The organism is Oryzihumus sp., assembly GCF_054325275.1.
On record NZ_JBTCWL010000010.1, the window covers coordinates 20,658 to 33,496 of the forward strand.

17 protein-coding genes are annotated in these 12,839 nt (G+C 73.1%); 12 read left to right on the forward strand and 5 right to left on the reverse strand.

Going from position 1 to position 12,839, the window contains the following annotated elements:
- Positions 1-25: 25 nt before the first annotated feature.
- The gene (locus ACXVGS_RS04050; RefSeq protein WP_458536650.1) at positions 26-496 is read right to left on the reverse strand and encodes a DUF1203 domain-containing protein; all 471 of its coding nucleotides are present in this window, start codon (positions 494-496) and stop codon (positions 26-28) included.
- A 110-nt stretch (positions 497-606) separates the two neighbouring features.
- Here ACXVGS_RS04050 and ACXVGS_RS04055 point away from each other — a divergent pair, with 110 nt between their 5' ends.
- The gene (locus tag ACXVGS_RS04055; RefSeq protein ID WP_458527575.1) at positions 607-1,044 is read left to right on the forward strand and encodes a hypothetical protein; all 438 of its coding nucleotides are present in this window, start codon (positions 607-609) and stop codon (positions 1,042-1,044) included.
- A gap of 49 nt (positions 1,045-1,093) precedes the next feature.
- Here ACXVGS_RS04055 and ACXVGS_RS04060 read toward each other — a convergent pair whose 3' ends face one another.
- On the reverse strand, positions 1,094-1,837 hold the full coding sequence (locus tag ACXVGS_RS04060) for an SDR family oxidoreductase (RefSeq protein WP_458527576.1): 744 nt from the start codon (positions 1,835-1,837) through the stop codon (positions 1,094-1,096).
- A gap of 72 nt (positions 1,838-1,909) precedes the next feature.
- On the opposite strand from ACXVGS_RS04060, the gene ACXVGS_RS04065 reads away from it, so the two are divergent.
- From ACXVGS_RS04065 to ACXVGS_RS04085, 5 genes are all read left to right on the forward strand, one after another.
- Complete coding sequence (locus ACXVGS_RS04065) at positions 1,910-2,281, forward strand: glyoxalase superfamily protein (protein WP_458527577.1); 372 nt, start codon at positions 1,910-1,912, stop codon at positions 2,279-2,281.
- Positions 2,282-2,495: 214 nt separating this feature from the next.
- Positions 2,496-2,891, forward strand: a complete 396-nt coding sequence (locus ACXVGS_RS04070) for a VOC family protein (RefSeq protein WP_458527578.1) — start codon at positions 2,496-2,498, stop codon at positions 2,889-2,891.
- Positions 2,892-2,930: 39 nt separating this feature from the next.
- Positions 2,931-3,440: a DinB family protein gene (locus ACXVGS_RS04075; protein WP_458527579.1), complete on the forward strand. Its 510-nt coding sequence runs from the start codon at positions 2,931-2,933 to the stop codon at positions 3,438-3,440.
- Between the two features lie 70 nt (positions 3,441-3,510).
- Complete coding sequence (locus tag ACXVGS_RS04080) at positions 3,511-4,608, forward strand: DNA glycosylase AlkZ-like family protein (RefSeq protein ID WP_458536651.1); 1,098 nt, start codon at positions 3,511-3,513, stop codon at positions 4,606-4,608.
- A gap of 150 nt (positions 4,609-4,758) precedes the next feature.
- Entirely contained in the window at positions 4,759-5,334 is a 576-nt protein-coding gene (locus tag ACXVGS_RS04085) for a dienelactone hydrolase family protein (RefSeq protein WP_458527581.1), read from the forward strand.
- 52 nt (positions 5,335-5,386) lie between these two features.
- On the opposite strand, the gene ACXVGS_RS04090 is transcribed toward ACXVGS_RS04085, so the two are convergent.
- Entirely contained in the window at positions 5,387-6,472 is a 1,086-nt protein-coding gene (locus tag ACXVGS_RS04090) for a hypothetical protein (protein WP_458536652.1), read from the reverse strand.
- Positions 6,473-6,516: 44 nt separating this feature from the next.
- On the opposite strand from ACXVGS_RS04090, the gene ACXVGS_RS04095 reads away from it, so the two are divergent.
- From ACXVGS_RS04095 to ACXVGS_RS04110, 4 genes are all read left to right on the forward strand, one after another.
- Positions 6,517-7,074: a hypothetical protein gene (locus tag ACXVGS_RS04095; protein WP_458527584.1), complete on the forward strand. Its 558-nt coding sequence runs from the start codon at positions 6,517-6,519 to the stop codon at positions 7,072-7,074.
- Between the two features lie 4 nt (positions 7,075-7,078).
- Positions 7,079-7,366, forward strand: coding sequence for a hypothetical protein (locus ACXVGS_RS04100; protein ID WP_458536653.1), 288 nt, complete (start codon positions 7,079-7,081; stop codon positions 7,364-7,366).
- A gap of 9 nt (positions 7,367-7,375) precedes the next feature.
- Entirely contained in the window at positions 7,376-8,416 is a 1,041-nt protein-coding gene (locus tag ACXVGS_RS04105; RefSeq protein WP_458536654.1) for a phosphotransferase enzyme family protein, read from the forward strand.
- 413 nt (positions 8,417-8,829) lie between these two features.
- Positions 8,830-9,645, forward strand: coding sequence for a hypothetical protein (locus ACXVGS_RS04110; protein ID WP_458528206.1), 816 nt, complete (start codon positions 8,830-8,832; stop codon positions 9,643-9,645).
- 9 nt (positions 9,646-9,654) lie between these two features.
- On the opposite strand, the gene ACXVGS_RS04115 is transcribed toward ACXVGS_RS04110, so the two are convergent.
- Complete coding sequence (locus ACXVGS_RS04115) at positions 9,655-10,164, reverse strand: GNAT family N-acetyltransferase (protein ID WP_458528207.1); 510 nt, start codon at positions 10,162-10,164, stop codon at positions 9,655-9,657.
- Between the two features lie 122 nt (positions 10,165-10,286).
- Between ACXVGS_RS04115 and ACXVGS_RS04120 the strand changes: the two genes are divergently transcribed.
- Positions 10,287-10,478 carry an NAD(P)H-binding protein gene (locus ACXVGS_RS04120; protein ID WP_458536655.1) on the forward strand — a complete coding sequence of 64 codons (192 nt, stop codon included), beginning with the start codon at positions 10,287-10,289 and terminating at the stop codon, positions 10,476-10,478.
- Positions 10,475-11,398 (forward strand): RNA polymerase sigma-70 factor, encoded by a 924-nt coding sequence (locus ACXVGS_RS04125; RefSeq protein WP_458536656.1) that lies wholly within the window; start codon positions 10,475-10,477, stop codon positions 11,396-11,398. Before ACXVGS_RS04120 ends, ACXVGS_RS04125 begins: the two co-directional genes overlap by 4 nt.
- 56 nt (positions 11,399-11,454) lie before the next feature.
- Here the strand turns inward: ACXVGS_RS04125 and ACXVGS_RS04130 are convergent, their stop codons facing one another.
- Positions 11,455-12,801: a lanthionine synthetase LanC family protein gene (locus ACXVGS_RS04130; RefSeq protein WP_458536657.1), complete on the reverse strand. Its 1,347-nt coding sequence runs from the start codon at positions 12,799-12,801 to the stop codon at positions 11,455-11,457.
- Between the last annotated feature and the right edge of the window lie 38 nt (positions 12,802-12,839).

Below are 12,839 nucleotides of genomic sequence, written 5' to 3' on the forward strand. Positions count from 1 at the left end.
GGGCGCCGGCGGGGCGGCCGGGCGCTCAGGCGGAGGCGCGGCGGACGGTGAAGTTCCAGCAGCCGGCGACGACGTTGCGCACGTGCACCTGGTCCACCTGCGGGTCGGCCAGGAGCTCGCCCACCAGGTGCTCGCTCTGCCCGGGCTCGGCCAGCACGCCGTCGAGCATCATCCCGTCGGCGCCATAGGCGCGCAGGACCGCACGCCGGTCGCGGAACTCGGCGGGGAACGTGTGGGGTGTCCGGTAGCCCTCGCACGCCTCGGCGTGGACGAACACCGGCCCGACTTCGGCGTAGGGGCCACCCAGCTCGGACGGACGGTGCGCGACCAGCAGCACGCGCTCGCCGTCGCGGGACAGCCGCAGGCAGCAGCGCAGGGGCAGGCCGGCCTCGCGCGTCTGCGGCGTCGCCGCGTTGCCGAAGGCGTCACGGCCGGTGGCCCGGATGCGCTCGAGCACCGGGGCGGGGACGGGGAGGAACTCCAAGGTGGTGGTCATGCCCGTTGAACGCCCGGTGAGGCGCGGGTGTGAGTGCTCCTTCCGGCGGAGGCGGCCGCCCCGTCCCGGTGGCAGCGTCGAGGGTCGGCGCGACGGGAGGAGCAGTGGCGATGGGCGAGACGGATGTGCGCGACCTGTTCCGGCGGGCTGTGGCCGAGGACGACGCGGCCGCCATGCGCGAGGGGGTGGAACGGATGCTCGGGCTGGCCGAGGGCGGCGGGCTGTCGCCGGAACGGGAGTACGAGCTGCGGCGCCCGGACTTCGTCATGGAGATGCCGCAGTCCGGCGAGCGCGTCCGTGGACGCGAGGACATGCGCCGGATGCAGGAGTCCTTCCCCGGTGGCGGCCCCGCGTTCACCCTGCGCCGTGTCGTCGGGTGCGGCCGGGTGTGGGTGGCCGAGGCCGACGGGCGGTACGGCGAGGACCACTGGCAGGTGGTGGCCGTCTTCGAGCTCGACGCCGACGGCCGCATCGCCCGGGAGACGCGCTACTACCCGCAACCGTTCGACGCGCCGGACTGGCGGGGAGGGTTCACCGAGCGGATGTAGCCGGCCACGCGGCCACGCCGGTACGCGGGGGGAGGGGGGAGTGGTCGGTCTAGCGGCCGCCGCTGATGTCCAGGGTGCTGCCGGTGACGTAGGACGCCTCGTCCGAGACCAGCCACGCGATGGCGTCGGCGACCTCCGCCGGCGTCCCGGGCCGGCCCAGGGGAGGGGTGTGACCGAGACGGTCGAGCCGTCCGGGGGCGTGGATCCCGGTGTCGATCAGGCCCGGGCTGACCCCGACGACGCGGATGCCCTCGCCGGCGACCTCCCTGGCCAGGCCGATCGTCATCGCGTCGATGGCGGCCTTGCTGGCGGCGTAGTCGACGTACTCCCCGGGCGCGCCGAGGGCCGCCGCGCGGGAGGAGACGTTGACGATGACCCCGCCGCGACCACCGTGTGCGGTGGACATCCGGCGCACCGCCTCCCGCGCGGCGAGGAACGGGCCGGCCACGTTCACGGCGAGCACCTGTTCGAGCCGGGCGGCGGTGTAGTCCTCGACGCGCCGCAGCGGCGGGACGATGCCGGCGTTGTTGACCAGCGCATCGAGCCGGCCGAGCCGGTCGTCGACCGCGCAGAACAGCGCGACCAGGTCGGCCTCCACGGCGACGTCGGCCCGGACGGCGACCGCCCGAGCTCCCGCCTCGCGGCACGCCTCCACCACGGCCGTGGCGTCGGCTTCGCGCTCGCGGTAGGAGATCGCGACGTCCCACCCGTGGCGGGCCAGGGTCAGGGCGGTCCGCGCGCCGATGCCGCGGCTGCCGCCGGTGACGAGCGCGATCGTGCTGTCGGTGTCCACGCCTGAAGTCTGCCGCGACGGGTCGCGCCGCACGGCCCGGGCCTGTCGGTGGCCACCCGTAGCGTGCACGTCATGAGCTGGAAGATCGAAGTGGTGCCCGTGCCCGTCACCGACGTCGACCGGGCCAAGAAGTTCTACGTCGAGCAGGTCGGCTTCCACGCCGACCACGACCACCAGGTCGACGAGACCGTGCGGTTCGTGCAGCTCACCCCACCGGGGTCGGCCTGCTCCATCGTCATCGGCACCGGCATCGTCGAGATGGAGCCGGGCAGCCTGCGCGGGGTCATGATCGTCATCGACGACGCCGAGGCGACCCGCCGCGAGCTGCTCGAGCGCGGCGTCGAGGCCAGCGAGGTCGACGTGCAGCCGTGGGGGCAGTTCGTCCGGTTCAGCGACCCGGATGGCAACCTCTGGGTGCTCCAGGAGCTGCCCGCGCGGGGCTAGGTCCGCAGCCCCTTCCCGCGCGCCGTCGACTGCCCCGCGGCAGTTCCTGTATGCCGGGATGCGGCGCCACCGCCGAGGTCCTGGAGCTCCTCGACGCCAACCGCGCGTGGACACGGCGGCGGAGGCGGAGCCACCGGTACGGTGCGGTGAGCGCGGGCACACGGCGTGCGCAGCTCGCCGGCCGCAGCGGCCGGCGGTGGGGAAGGGGATGGTCGTGAGCGAGTCACTGAGGACGGTCAGTGCCATGAGCCTGTTCGTCGAGGACGTGCCAGCGGCAAAGTCGTTCTACCGCGAGGTCTTCGACGTGCCCGTCGTCTACGAGGACGAGGTCTCGGTCGCGCTGAAGTTCGACAACCTCGTGGTCAACCTGCTGCACCATTCGGCCGCCTCAGGTCTGGTCGCCCCGGCGTCGGTCGCACCCGCCGAGGCCGGGTCGCGGTTCCAGCTCAGCGTGTGGGTGCAGGACGTCGACGCCGTCTGCGCCGACCTGGAGCGGCGCGGCGTGACGCTGTTGACCGGCCCGGTGGACCAGCCGTGGGGGATGCGCACGGCCACGTTCACCGACCCCGACGGGCACAGCTGGGAAGTCGCCCAGGGCATCGGCTCCTGAGCCGCACCACCTTCACCCGCAACGACACCGGAGGACCACGTGAGCACGACAGATGTCAGCGCCGAGCACCAGCTGCTCCTGGCGCACCTGAACGCGCAGCGGCGCCACGTCCTGGGCATCCTCGAGGGCCTCGACGACGAGGCGCTGCGCCGGCCGGTGCTGCCGTCGGGGTGGAGCTGCCTGGGGCTGCTGCGGCACCTGGCCCTGGACGACGAGCGGTTCTGGTTCCAGGCCGTGCTCGCCGGCGACCCTGCCGCCATTGCCGAGGTCACGGGCAACCCGGCGGACGCCTGGCAGGTGGGCCCGGAGACGTCGGCCGAGTCGGTGTTCGCGCTCTACCGCGCGCAGGCCGAGCGCGCCGACGCCCTCCTCGCCGAGATGTCGCTGGACACGCCGCCGGCGTGGTGGCCCGACTTCTTCGGTGGCTGGCGGCTCGACACCGCCCGTGAGGTCGTCCTCCACGTGCTCACCGAGACCGCCGTCCACGCCGGTCACCTCGACGCGGCCCGTGAGCTCATCGACGGCCGGACCTGGCTCGTCCTGTCCTGACCTGCGCGAGGTGCCGCCGAACCCGGCGAACCGCGGCCGTCAGCCAGTCGCTCCGTCTACGGTCGGGGGCGTGGTGCACACGCTCTCCCGCCTGGACGCGCGCCGGATCGCCGTGCGCGCCCAGCTCCTCGACGCCGCGCGGCCGACCGACCTGCTCACGGTGGTGCGCCACCTCGGTCTCGTGCAGGTCGACCTGACGGCGGCGGTGGCGCCGAGCGCCGACCTGGTCTGCTGGAGCCGGCTCGGCTCCTCCTACGCTCCCGCCGACCTCGACGCCCTGCTCGACTCCGGGTCCGTCGTGGAGTTCCGTGGGGTCCTTCGCCCCGCGGAGGACATCGCGCTGTTCCGCGCCGACATGCAGGACTGGCCCGGTCGCGGACCACTCAAGGAGTGGCAGGTCGGGATCCGGGAGTGGGTCGAGGCCAACGGCGCGTGCCGTCGGGACATCCTGGAGCTGCTGCGCTCCGAAGGGCCGATGCCGGCCCGGGAGCTGCCCGACACCTGCCTGGTCCCGTGGCGCTCGACCGGCTGGGCCAACAACCGCAACGTGGTGCGGCTGCTGGACTTCATGGAGAGCCGGGGCGAGGTGGCGGTCGCCGCGCGCGAGGGCCTCGGACGCCTGTGGGACCTGGCCGACCGCGTATACCCCGACGACCCCGCCGTGCCCGCCGAGGAGGCTCGCCGCCGGCGGGACCAGCGGCGCCTGGCGTCGCTGGGGATCGCCCGGAGCAAGGGTCCGATGTGCCCGGCGGAGGCCCTGGACGCAGGGGACGCGGGGGAGCCGGCCGTGGTGGAGGGGGTGCGCGGCACCTGGCGGGTGGACCCGGCCCAGCTGGGGCAGCCGTTCGAGGGCCGGGCCGCGCTGCTGTCGCCACTGGACCGCCTCGTCGTCGACCGCAAGCGGCTGGCCGAGCTGTTCGAGTTCGACTACCAGCTGGAGATGTACAAACCGGTGGCCCAGCGCCGGTGGGGCTACTGGGCCCTGCCGATCCTGTATGGCGACCGGCTGGTCGGGAAGCTCGACGCCGCGGCCGACCTGCGCGCGGGGATGCTGCGGGTCAACGCGGTCCACGAGGACGTGAAGTTCACCCCGGCCATGCAGGCCGAGGTCGACCGGGAGATCGCCGACCTGGCCCGGATGCTGGAGCTGGAGCTCGCCCGCCGGTGACCAGGCGATCCCGGCCTGCAGGTGCGGTCGGTTCAGGACGGGGATCGTCCGGAAGCGGCTCTAGCATCGCCTCGTGGCCGGCAGCCTGTCCGGCCATGACATCGGGGTCGGCCACGGTGGCCGTCCGCCACAGAGGGGAGAGCCGCAGCGATGGCTGAGGTCGTGTTGTTCCACCACGCGCAGGGACTGACCGAGGGGGTCGTGGCGTTCGCCGACCGGCTGCGGGACGCCGGGCACACCGTCCACACCCCCGACCTGTATGACGGGCACACGTTCCCGACCCTGGAGGAGGGGATCGGCTACGCGCAGAAGGTTGGCTTCGACACCGTCCAGGAGCGCGGGGTCCAGGCCGTGGACGACCTGCCCGCCGAGGTCGTGTATGCCGGGGTCTCTCTTGGCGTCATGGCCGCACAGCTGCTGACGCAGACCCGGCCCGGGGCCCGCGGCGCGGTGCTCATGGAGGCCTGCGTCCCGCCGTCGGAGTTCGGCACGCCGTGGCCGGCCGGGGTGCCGGTGCAGGTCCACGGGATGGACGCCGACCCGTTCTTCGCCGGCGAGGGCGACATCGACGCCGCGCGGGTGCTGGTCAAGGAGGTCGAGGACGGGGAGCTGTTCGTCTACCCGGGCGACCGGCACCTGTTCATCGACAGCTCGCTGACGTCCTACGACGCGGACGCCTCGGCGCAGGTGACCGAGCGGGTGCTCGACTTCCTCAAGCGGGTGTAGCCGACAGCCGCGGCGGGCGGGTGCCGGGAGCCGGCACCCGCCTGCGTGCGCACTATGTGCCCGGGCAGCTCTGGGCGATCGTGGCTACCAGCGCCGAGGTCGCGGAGGCCACCTGCGACAGCGCACCGGAGATCCGTGGACCCGCCGCCGGCAGGTTGTCCACGGTCACTCCCTTGGTCGCCGTCTCCAGCTGGGCAAGGGCCGACTTGACCTGTGCGACGGCGGGCTGCAACGCGGCGGAGGCCGACTTCTCCGCCTGGTCCAGGCTGGTCTTGACGTTGTTGAGCGCCGCGCGCACGGCCGTGAGCCCGTCCTGGAGGGGCTGCACCTTGGTCAGTGCCTGCAGGGAGGCCTTCAGCGCGGCCGCGTCGGCGCACGCGGCCGCTGTGGCCGGGGTCGGCGACGCGGCGCTCGCTGCGCTGGTCGGCGACGTGGGGGAGGCCGACTGGCTGGTCGTGGAGCCGGCAGTGCAGGCCGTGAGCACGGCGAGCAGGAAGGCGGCTACGAGAGCGGCGGGAACGCCGCGTCCTGTTCGTGCTGAACGCATCCGCTCCTCCTCACGGGCCCGCAGGGCAAGGGCCACGGCTCCTGCGAACCTAGCCAGCCGCGCATACCTGCCGCATCGTCCGCGACGGAGGATCCGACGCGGCCCCGTCGAGGGCTCAGCCCCGCGTGAACGGGATGAGGCCCCGGGGGTCGCCGTGGTGGGCCGCCACGAACTGGGCCGCGGCCGCGAGCTCCTCCCGGTGAGCGCGAACCAGGCGCTGGTGCCGGTGTCGTTGGCGTCGTAGTCGACCCGGTCGCGTCCGTCGATGCCCGTACCGCAGATCGTGTACGGCGCCACGGCCACGGCGAGGGCGAAGTCCTCGTCGTCCCGCGGGTCGAGGTCGACGGAGATGCTCGGCTCCAGCCAGCGCCGGCGCCACCGGGACCACCTGGCGGGCCGTCGGGCCTCGAGCCGGTCGACCGCCCAGCGGACCTCGTCCGGCCAGGTTCCGTCGCAGATGACGTCGACGCAGAGCGCGCGGATGCGCCCGCGCAGGGCGGTCAGGGCACCGCGGTGTGCGGCGGCCACCGTCGCCTCCGATGCGGCGGAGCTGACGGTGTACGGAATCCCGAGGGGCTCCCACTGCGACATGACGGCGACCCTCTCACGCGGCTGCGCCGTCTACAGTCGGCCACGTGATGGAACACCCGGGGGACCCGAGCCGCGTCGCGACGATCCTGCCCGGGCGTGCGTACGCACCCGGGTTTCCGCTGCTGCGCTACTGCGTCATGCTCCTCGTCCATCGGGGCTGGTCGGTGCGCGAGGTCTGCTGGGAGCACGGGGACCGGGCGACACCCGATCAGGCGGCACGGGAGTCGGCCCGCGCGCTTGACCAGGTGTCGGCACGCCAGCACCTCGTGGTGGCCAAGTCGCTGGGCGGGTCGGCCCTGCCCTACGCCGTGGAGCGAGGTCTGCCTGGCGTGTGGCTCACGCCCGTCCTCACCGTGCCGGCAGTCGCCGAGGCCGTCGCCCGACTCACCGCCCCTTCGCTGGTGGTGGGCGGCACGGCGGACCAGTTCTGGGACAGCCACGCGGACATCGGGCCAGGAGCCAGGGTGCTTGAGCTGAGCGGAGCCGATCACGCTCTGGAGCACGGCACCGACGTGCACCGCGCGCTCGGCACGCTGCGTCAGGTCGTCGACACCGTCACGACCTTCCTCGACGAGCTCGATGGCGGGTCGAACGCATACTGATCCCATGAAGGGCGGGGGTCACCGGGACTGGGGCACCGTCGTGGGGCTGGCGTCCGTCGTCGTCGCACTCGGTGCCGCGCTCGTGCTGGCCACGTGGCGGTGGGTGGGCCTGCCGCGGGTCGTCGCCGTCGGGGCTGCGCTGGTGGGCCTGGTGGCGCTCTACTTCGCCCTGGTGGAGGCCATGCGCGGGCAGCGGCGGACCGGCGCGTCGTTCGCGAAGGCCCTGGTCGCGAGCGTCCGTGAGGGGCTGACCTTCGTCCGTGAGCGCCTGGGAAGCCGTGGCGGCAAATAGGGTCGCTCCGTGACCGTCGACAGAGCCCCCGTGCCGCCCCGCGTGGTGCCCAGTGTCGGCCTCGTGGAGTCCGTCCTGGCGGCGTTCTCCCTTCCTCGCCCGCCGCGCTGGCTCGATCTGGGTGGTCTCTGGACCACCAACCTGCGGTTCGACTACGCCGACGGCTCCGCAGTGGTGGCGCGGGCCCACCGCGGCGTCACGACGCCGGAGCGCCTCCTCGCGATCCAGTCGGCGAAAGCCGCCGCGCACCGGTTCGGGCTCCCGGTGCCGGCTGCGATCCCAGCCGCTGACGGGCGCGGCTGGTCGCACCTGCCTGACGGCACGCTGGTCGAGGTCGAGGAGCACATCGACTGGGACACGCCCATGCGGACCTTTTCGTTGCTGCACAAGGGTTTCGCGGCGCTCGCCCGGCTGCATGACGCCCTGCGCACGGTGCAAACGCCCATCCCGGTGGCCTCCCCGCCTCATGCCACCTACCTTGACCCGGGTCAGGTCGTCGACGGGGTATGCCGCGGGGCGTCCAGGATGCGGGCCTGGGGCGAACGGCGGTTCGCGGCGCTGGCCGACGACGTGCAACGGCACTGTGAGGCGATCGCCGAGAAAGAGGTGCGTCTCGGGCAAGACCAGGTGCGACAGCTGCTCCACGGCGACTTCTGGGACGACAACGTCGTCTTCCGCGGCCGGCAGCTGGCAGGCGTGCTCGACTTCGACTTCCTGGGGGAGCGGGACCGGATCGAGGAGCTGGCCCTGACGCTGTGGTTCTACCTGCTCGACCCGGGCAACAACCCGCCCGGGCACGTGCAGGTCCAGCAGGTCCGGGAGCTCGTCAACGCCTACGACCGGAACTCCGCCCTGAAGCTCAGCGACGCCGAACGCGAACGCCTGCCACTGGCGCTCGCACGGCAGCCGGCCTGGATTGCCGGCGGCTGGCTTCCCGCGCTCGACGACTCAGCGGCGCGTGGCCAGGCCGAGGACTTGGCCGCCCGGCTGCCGACAGCCGAGGCCATCCTGGCCGACCTGTCGACATGGACCTTCGCACTGGCCCGGTAGCCCTCCGGGCCGTGGCAACGGGCTTCCGTAGCAGCGGAGTTGACGGCCGGTGCCTGTGTCGAGTCTGCTGCTGGCGTGACTGTCCTCCGCATCCGCCAGCCGGACGACGACGTGACGCTGCGGGACTGGCAGCACGTCCACAACGCGACCATCCCGGCTCATCAGCTCTCGCTGGAGGAGGTGCGCGAACAAGCCGGGCGCAACCGCGCTCAGGCACGGGTTCGTGCAGAAGGAGCGGTACGTCCTGCCGGGCGAGAGCATCCCGTGGATCGACCTGCGGCTGCCCTGATGCGACCTGGCGCAGCGCAATTCAGCCCGAATGACCTCAAAAGCCTCCTGACGCGGGCGCCCGACCGGTAGGTTCGGCGGCCGGGGCATCCCTGTGACCCCCGACAAACCGGGAGGGTCCAGAGGTGCGTGGTCTGAGGGCAGCCCTTGCTGCCGTGTCGCTGGTCGCGAGCGGGCTCCTCGTGCCCGTCGGTGAGGCCCGAGCCGCCACGCCGCCGTCGGTCCTGACGCCCTGCCACCGCCTGACAGCGCGCACCTCCGGTGACCGGCTCGTCAACGGCGGGTTCGCCCTGAGCGTGGCGCCCGACTTCCTCGAGATCGAGCAGACCGTCCCGGTCGACGGGCCCCGGGGCCGGACGACCTTCCTGACGGGGACCTGGTTCCGTGACGACGGCACCGGTCAGCACCAGAGCAACACCGACAAGAGCTACCTGGCCTTCCACTGCAACGGTGACCTCTCGCTGCGCACGAGCACGAACGTCCTGCTGTGGCACACCGGGACGGCCAACCGCGGCGGGAAGCGGCTCACCCTGACGAGCAGCGGCAACCTGGTCATGACAACGGCATCCGGTCGCGTTGTCTGGCAGTCGCGTTCGGGTTGGCAGCTGATGCCCACCAACAGCGTGCTGCCCAGCAGGGCCCGGCTCACCTACGCCTGGGGCGACCAGCAGGGCGTGCCCATCGAGACGCTCACCATGCAGGCGGACGGGAACCTCGTGTACCGCGAGGGGTCGAGGGTGAGGTGGCAGTCCGGCACCCACGTGGCTGGGTCACACCTGACGTTGACGAGCACGGCCGAGCTGCGGGTCGTCACCCGCGGCGGCTCCATCGTGTGGAGGAGCCGGACCCGCGGGTCGAGCTACTCCGTGCTGCGGCTGCCGGTGCTCGAGCAGTTCGCGCCGTCCGACAAGCTGCTGTGGAAGATCCCCCACAGCTACTGACCGCGCGCGTCACCCTCGGGTGGGTGGCCATGCCTGGCGCAGGTGCCTGACGAACCGTCGTTCGACCCGGCCGGAGGTCGGATCGCGTTGCACCTGATCGGTGCCGACCCACCCTGCTCTCTCGTAGACGCCGATGCCCCGCGCGTTGTCGTCGATGACCCACAGCTCGAGCGTCTCGCGACCGAGCTGTCGCGCCTGGTCCTCCGCTGCCAGGAGCAGCCGGCTCGCCACGCCGCAGCCCCACGCCTCGGGGTCGACGGCGACGTAGAAGACCTCCAGGGTCCGCTCCCGGGGTGCGAACAGGGTGAAGCCGACGGGGTGGCCGTCCCGCCGGGCCAGCAGAAGCCTGGCTCCCTCGAGGCCGAGCCGCCGCCCGATGCCCGGGATGGTGTCGTCGACCGCGGCCGGCTCGGGGTCCTGGTCGCGGCGGGCCTTGGCACGCGCCCAGATCGCCGCGGACGCCCTCACCCCGTCCGTTCCGTGCGCCGCCGTCACCTGCAGCAGGTCCCCCGAGGTCATCACCCGGTCATCCTGTCAACGGCAGGGGCCGGTGCGGGGGAGCCCGGCCCCATGTCACAGACGGGCGGGCTGTCTCGTCTGAGGTCCCGGAGACAGAATCAGCGATCGGGAGGGTGATGGTCATGCGGGTGTTCGTGGCAGGCGGGACCGGGGTCGTGGGGCGGCGGCTGGTGCCGCAGCTCGTGGCGCGGGGGCACCAGGTGACGACGACGACGTCGAGCGCGGCAAAGCTGGGCCCGCTGCGGCGGATGGGCGCCGACGGCGTGGTGATGGACGGGCTGGATGCGGCCTCGGTCGGTGAGGCGCTGGCGTGACCCGGACCGAGGAGTTCGAGGAGCTGCGGCCGCTGCTGTTCGCCATCGCCTACCGGATCCTGGGCAGCGTCAGCGAGGCCGAGGACGCGGTCCAGGAGGCGTGGCTGCGCTACGAGGCCTCCCCGACGACCCCGACATCGTCCAAGGCCTTCCTCTCGGCCGTGGTGACCCGGATCTCGATCGACGTGGTGCGTTCGGCGCGGGTCCGGCGGGAGGAGTATGTCGGGCAGTGGCTGCCCGAGCCGCTCCTCACCGACCCGTATGAGGATCCCGCGCGGTCGGCGGAGCTGGCCGACTCGGTGTCGGTGGCGGCCCTGGTGCTTCTCGAGCGGCTCAGCCCGCTCGAGCGGGCGGTCTTCGTGCTGCGCGAGGTGTTCGGGTTCGGCTTCCCCGAGGTCGCGTCGGCGGTGGGCCGGTCCGAGGCCGCCTGCCGCCAGCTCGCGGTGCGGGCACGGCGCCACATGGACGAGGGGCGTCCACGGTTCGAGGCGGACCGCAGGGTGCGCGACGAGCTGGCGGCGCGCTTCTTCGATGCGTTGCGCGAGGGTGACGTCGAGGGCCTGCGGGAGCTGCTCGCCGCCGACGTCCAGATCGTCGGCGACGGCGGCGGCCGGGCACCGTTGTGGGGCAAGGGCGTCTTCGGCCTCGGCAACGTGACCCGTGTGCTCGTCTCGACCTTCCCGCTGTTCGCCCGGATCGGGGGGACGGTGGAGCCGCAAGAGGTGAACGGGCAGCCGGGAGCGATCTTCCGCGACCGGGACGGCAAGGTGCTCAACACCTGGACGCTGGACGTCCTCGACGGTCAGATCCAGGCGATCCGTGCGGTCCTCAACCCGGACAAGCTCGGGCACCTGGGTCCGGTGGCGGACGCCTGGGCCGTCCTCCGCGAGGCGAACGAGGTCCGCCGCCCGCCGACCTGACCGACCGCGGATACCGGTACGGGCGCGTGGGTGCCGCACACGAGCGCGGGCGGACGTCAGGCCAGCTGGTCGGCCGACCGGTCTGTGGGCAGGGCCCACCAGTTGTCCATGCGTGCCACCGTCGGGGCGGCGGGCCCGTCGTCCAGGAGACGGGCGATGCGGAAGAGGAAGGCCGCGATCCCAGCGGCGCCCTGCATCCAGCCCACGCCGGGGGGAAGGAGTGGCTCGGGCGCCCGGTGCTCGACGAACTGCCAGTAGGCGTGGGGTCCGTCGTGGACCGCGCGATCAGCGAGGGCGTCGGCGAGCACGACCGCGAAGTCCAGGTCCTCGTCGTGGCCGGCTCGCTGCCAGGCATCGAGGAACACCTCGCCCACCCCGGCGGTGCCGCAGCAGCGACCGTCGTTGTCCCAGAAGCCCGGGCGCAGGCGTGCGGGGAGGCCGGAGGTGCGCACGCTGTCCAGGCACCGGCGATGCCACGACAGCGTGCCCTCGCCCGCGACGTCAGGGACGCCCGCGCGGTGCAGCGCGGGGAAGAGCAACGAGGTGCCCGTCGGGCCGTGGCACCAGGTGTAGGTGACCTCCTCGAAGTCGGGCAGGGTGGGGATGTGGAGGGGGAGGACGAACCCCTGCCCGCTGGTGTCCCCCAGGGTGACCAGGTGCTCGGCGCCGCTGCGCGCGGCCGCCGTCAGGTCAGGCCGGTCGAGCTCGGCGCCGGCGCACGCGAGCGCCGTGGCGATGCCGGCCAGCCCGTGGGAGAAGTTGGGCATCTGCGGAGACGGCGTGGGCCGGAACCGTCGGGGTGCCATCAGCCAGTTGGTCCCCGTCGGCAGGTGCTCCGCCTCGGCGACGAGCACGTGCGTGGCGTGGTCGGCGACCCGGACAGCGCCGGCGACGCCGTGGCGGCGGGCCCACATCGCGGCCAGCAGCACCCCGCCGGTGCCCAGTGTCGCGTCGTTGAGGCGGGTGCCGGGCAGGTATCGCGGTGGGCCCAGTGCCGTCTGCGGCCACCCGTCCGGGGTGGCCAGGTCTGCCAGCCGGGCGATGGCGGCGTCGGCGCCGGGCTGCTGCAGCGCGGTGAGGGCCCCGATCGCGCTGGGGAGCCCGTCGAAGAAGGTGCAGTCCTCCTCGTCGGCGATCCCCAGCCGCAGCCGGTCGGCCACCGCCCCGGCGAGGGTCTGCTCCTCATCGGTCCAGGCGCGGGTCAGGCGGACCTCGGCCAGCACGTAGGCCAGGCCGCCCACGCCACTGTGCATGCCGTCCCGATGCTGCGGCACCTCGGTGACCTCACCCGGGATCACCGACTCGGGGATCCACGGCCCGTCCTCCCACCGCACCCGGTCCAGCACCCATCGCCAGGCGGAGTCGGCCAGCCGCCGGTAGGCGTCGGGGGAGGTCCCTGTCACCCGGGGATCATGTCATTCGGGAGTGGGTGCAGGTTCGG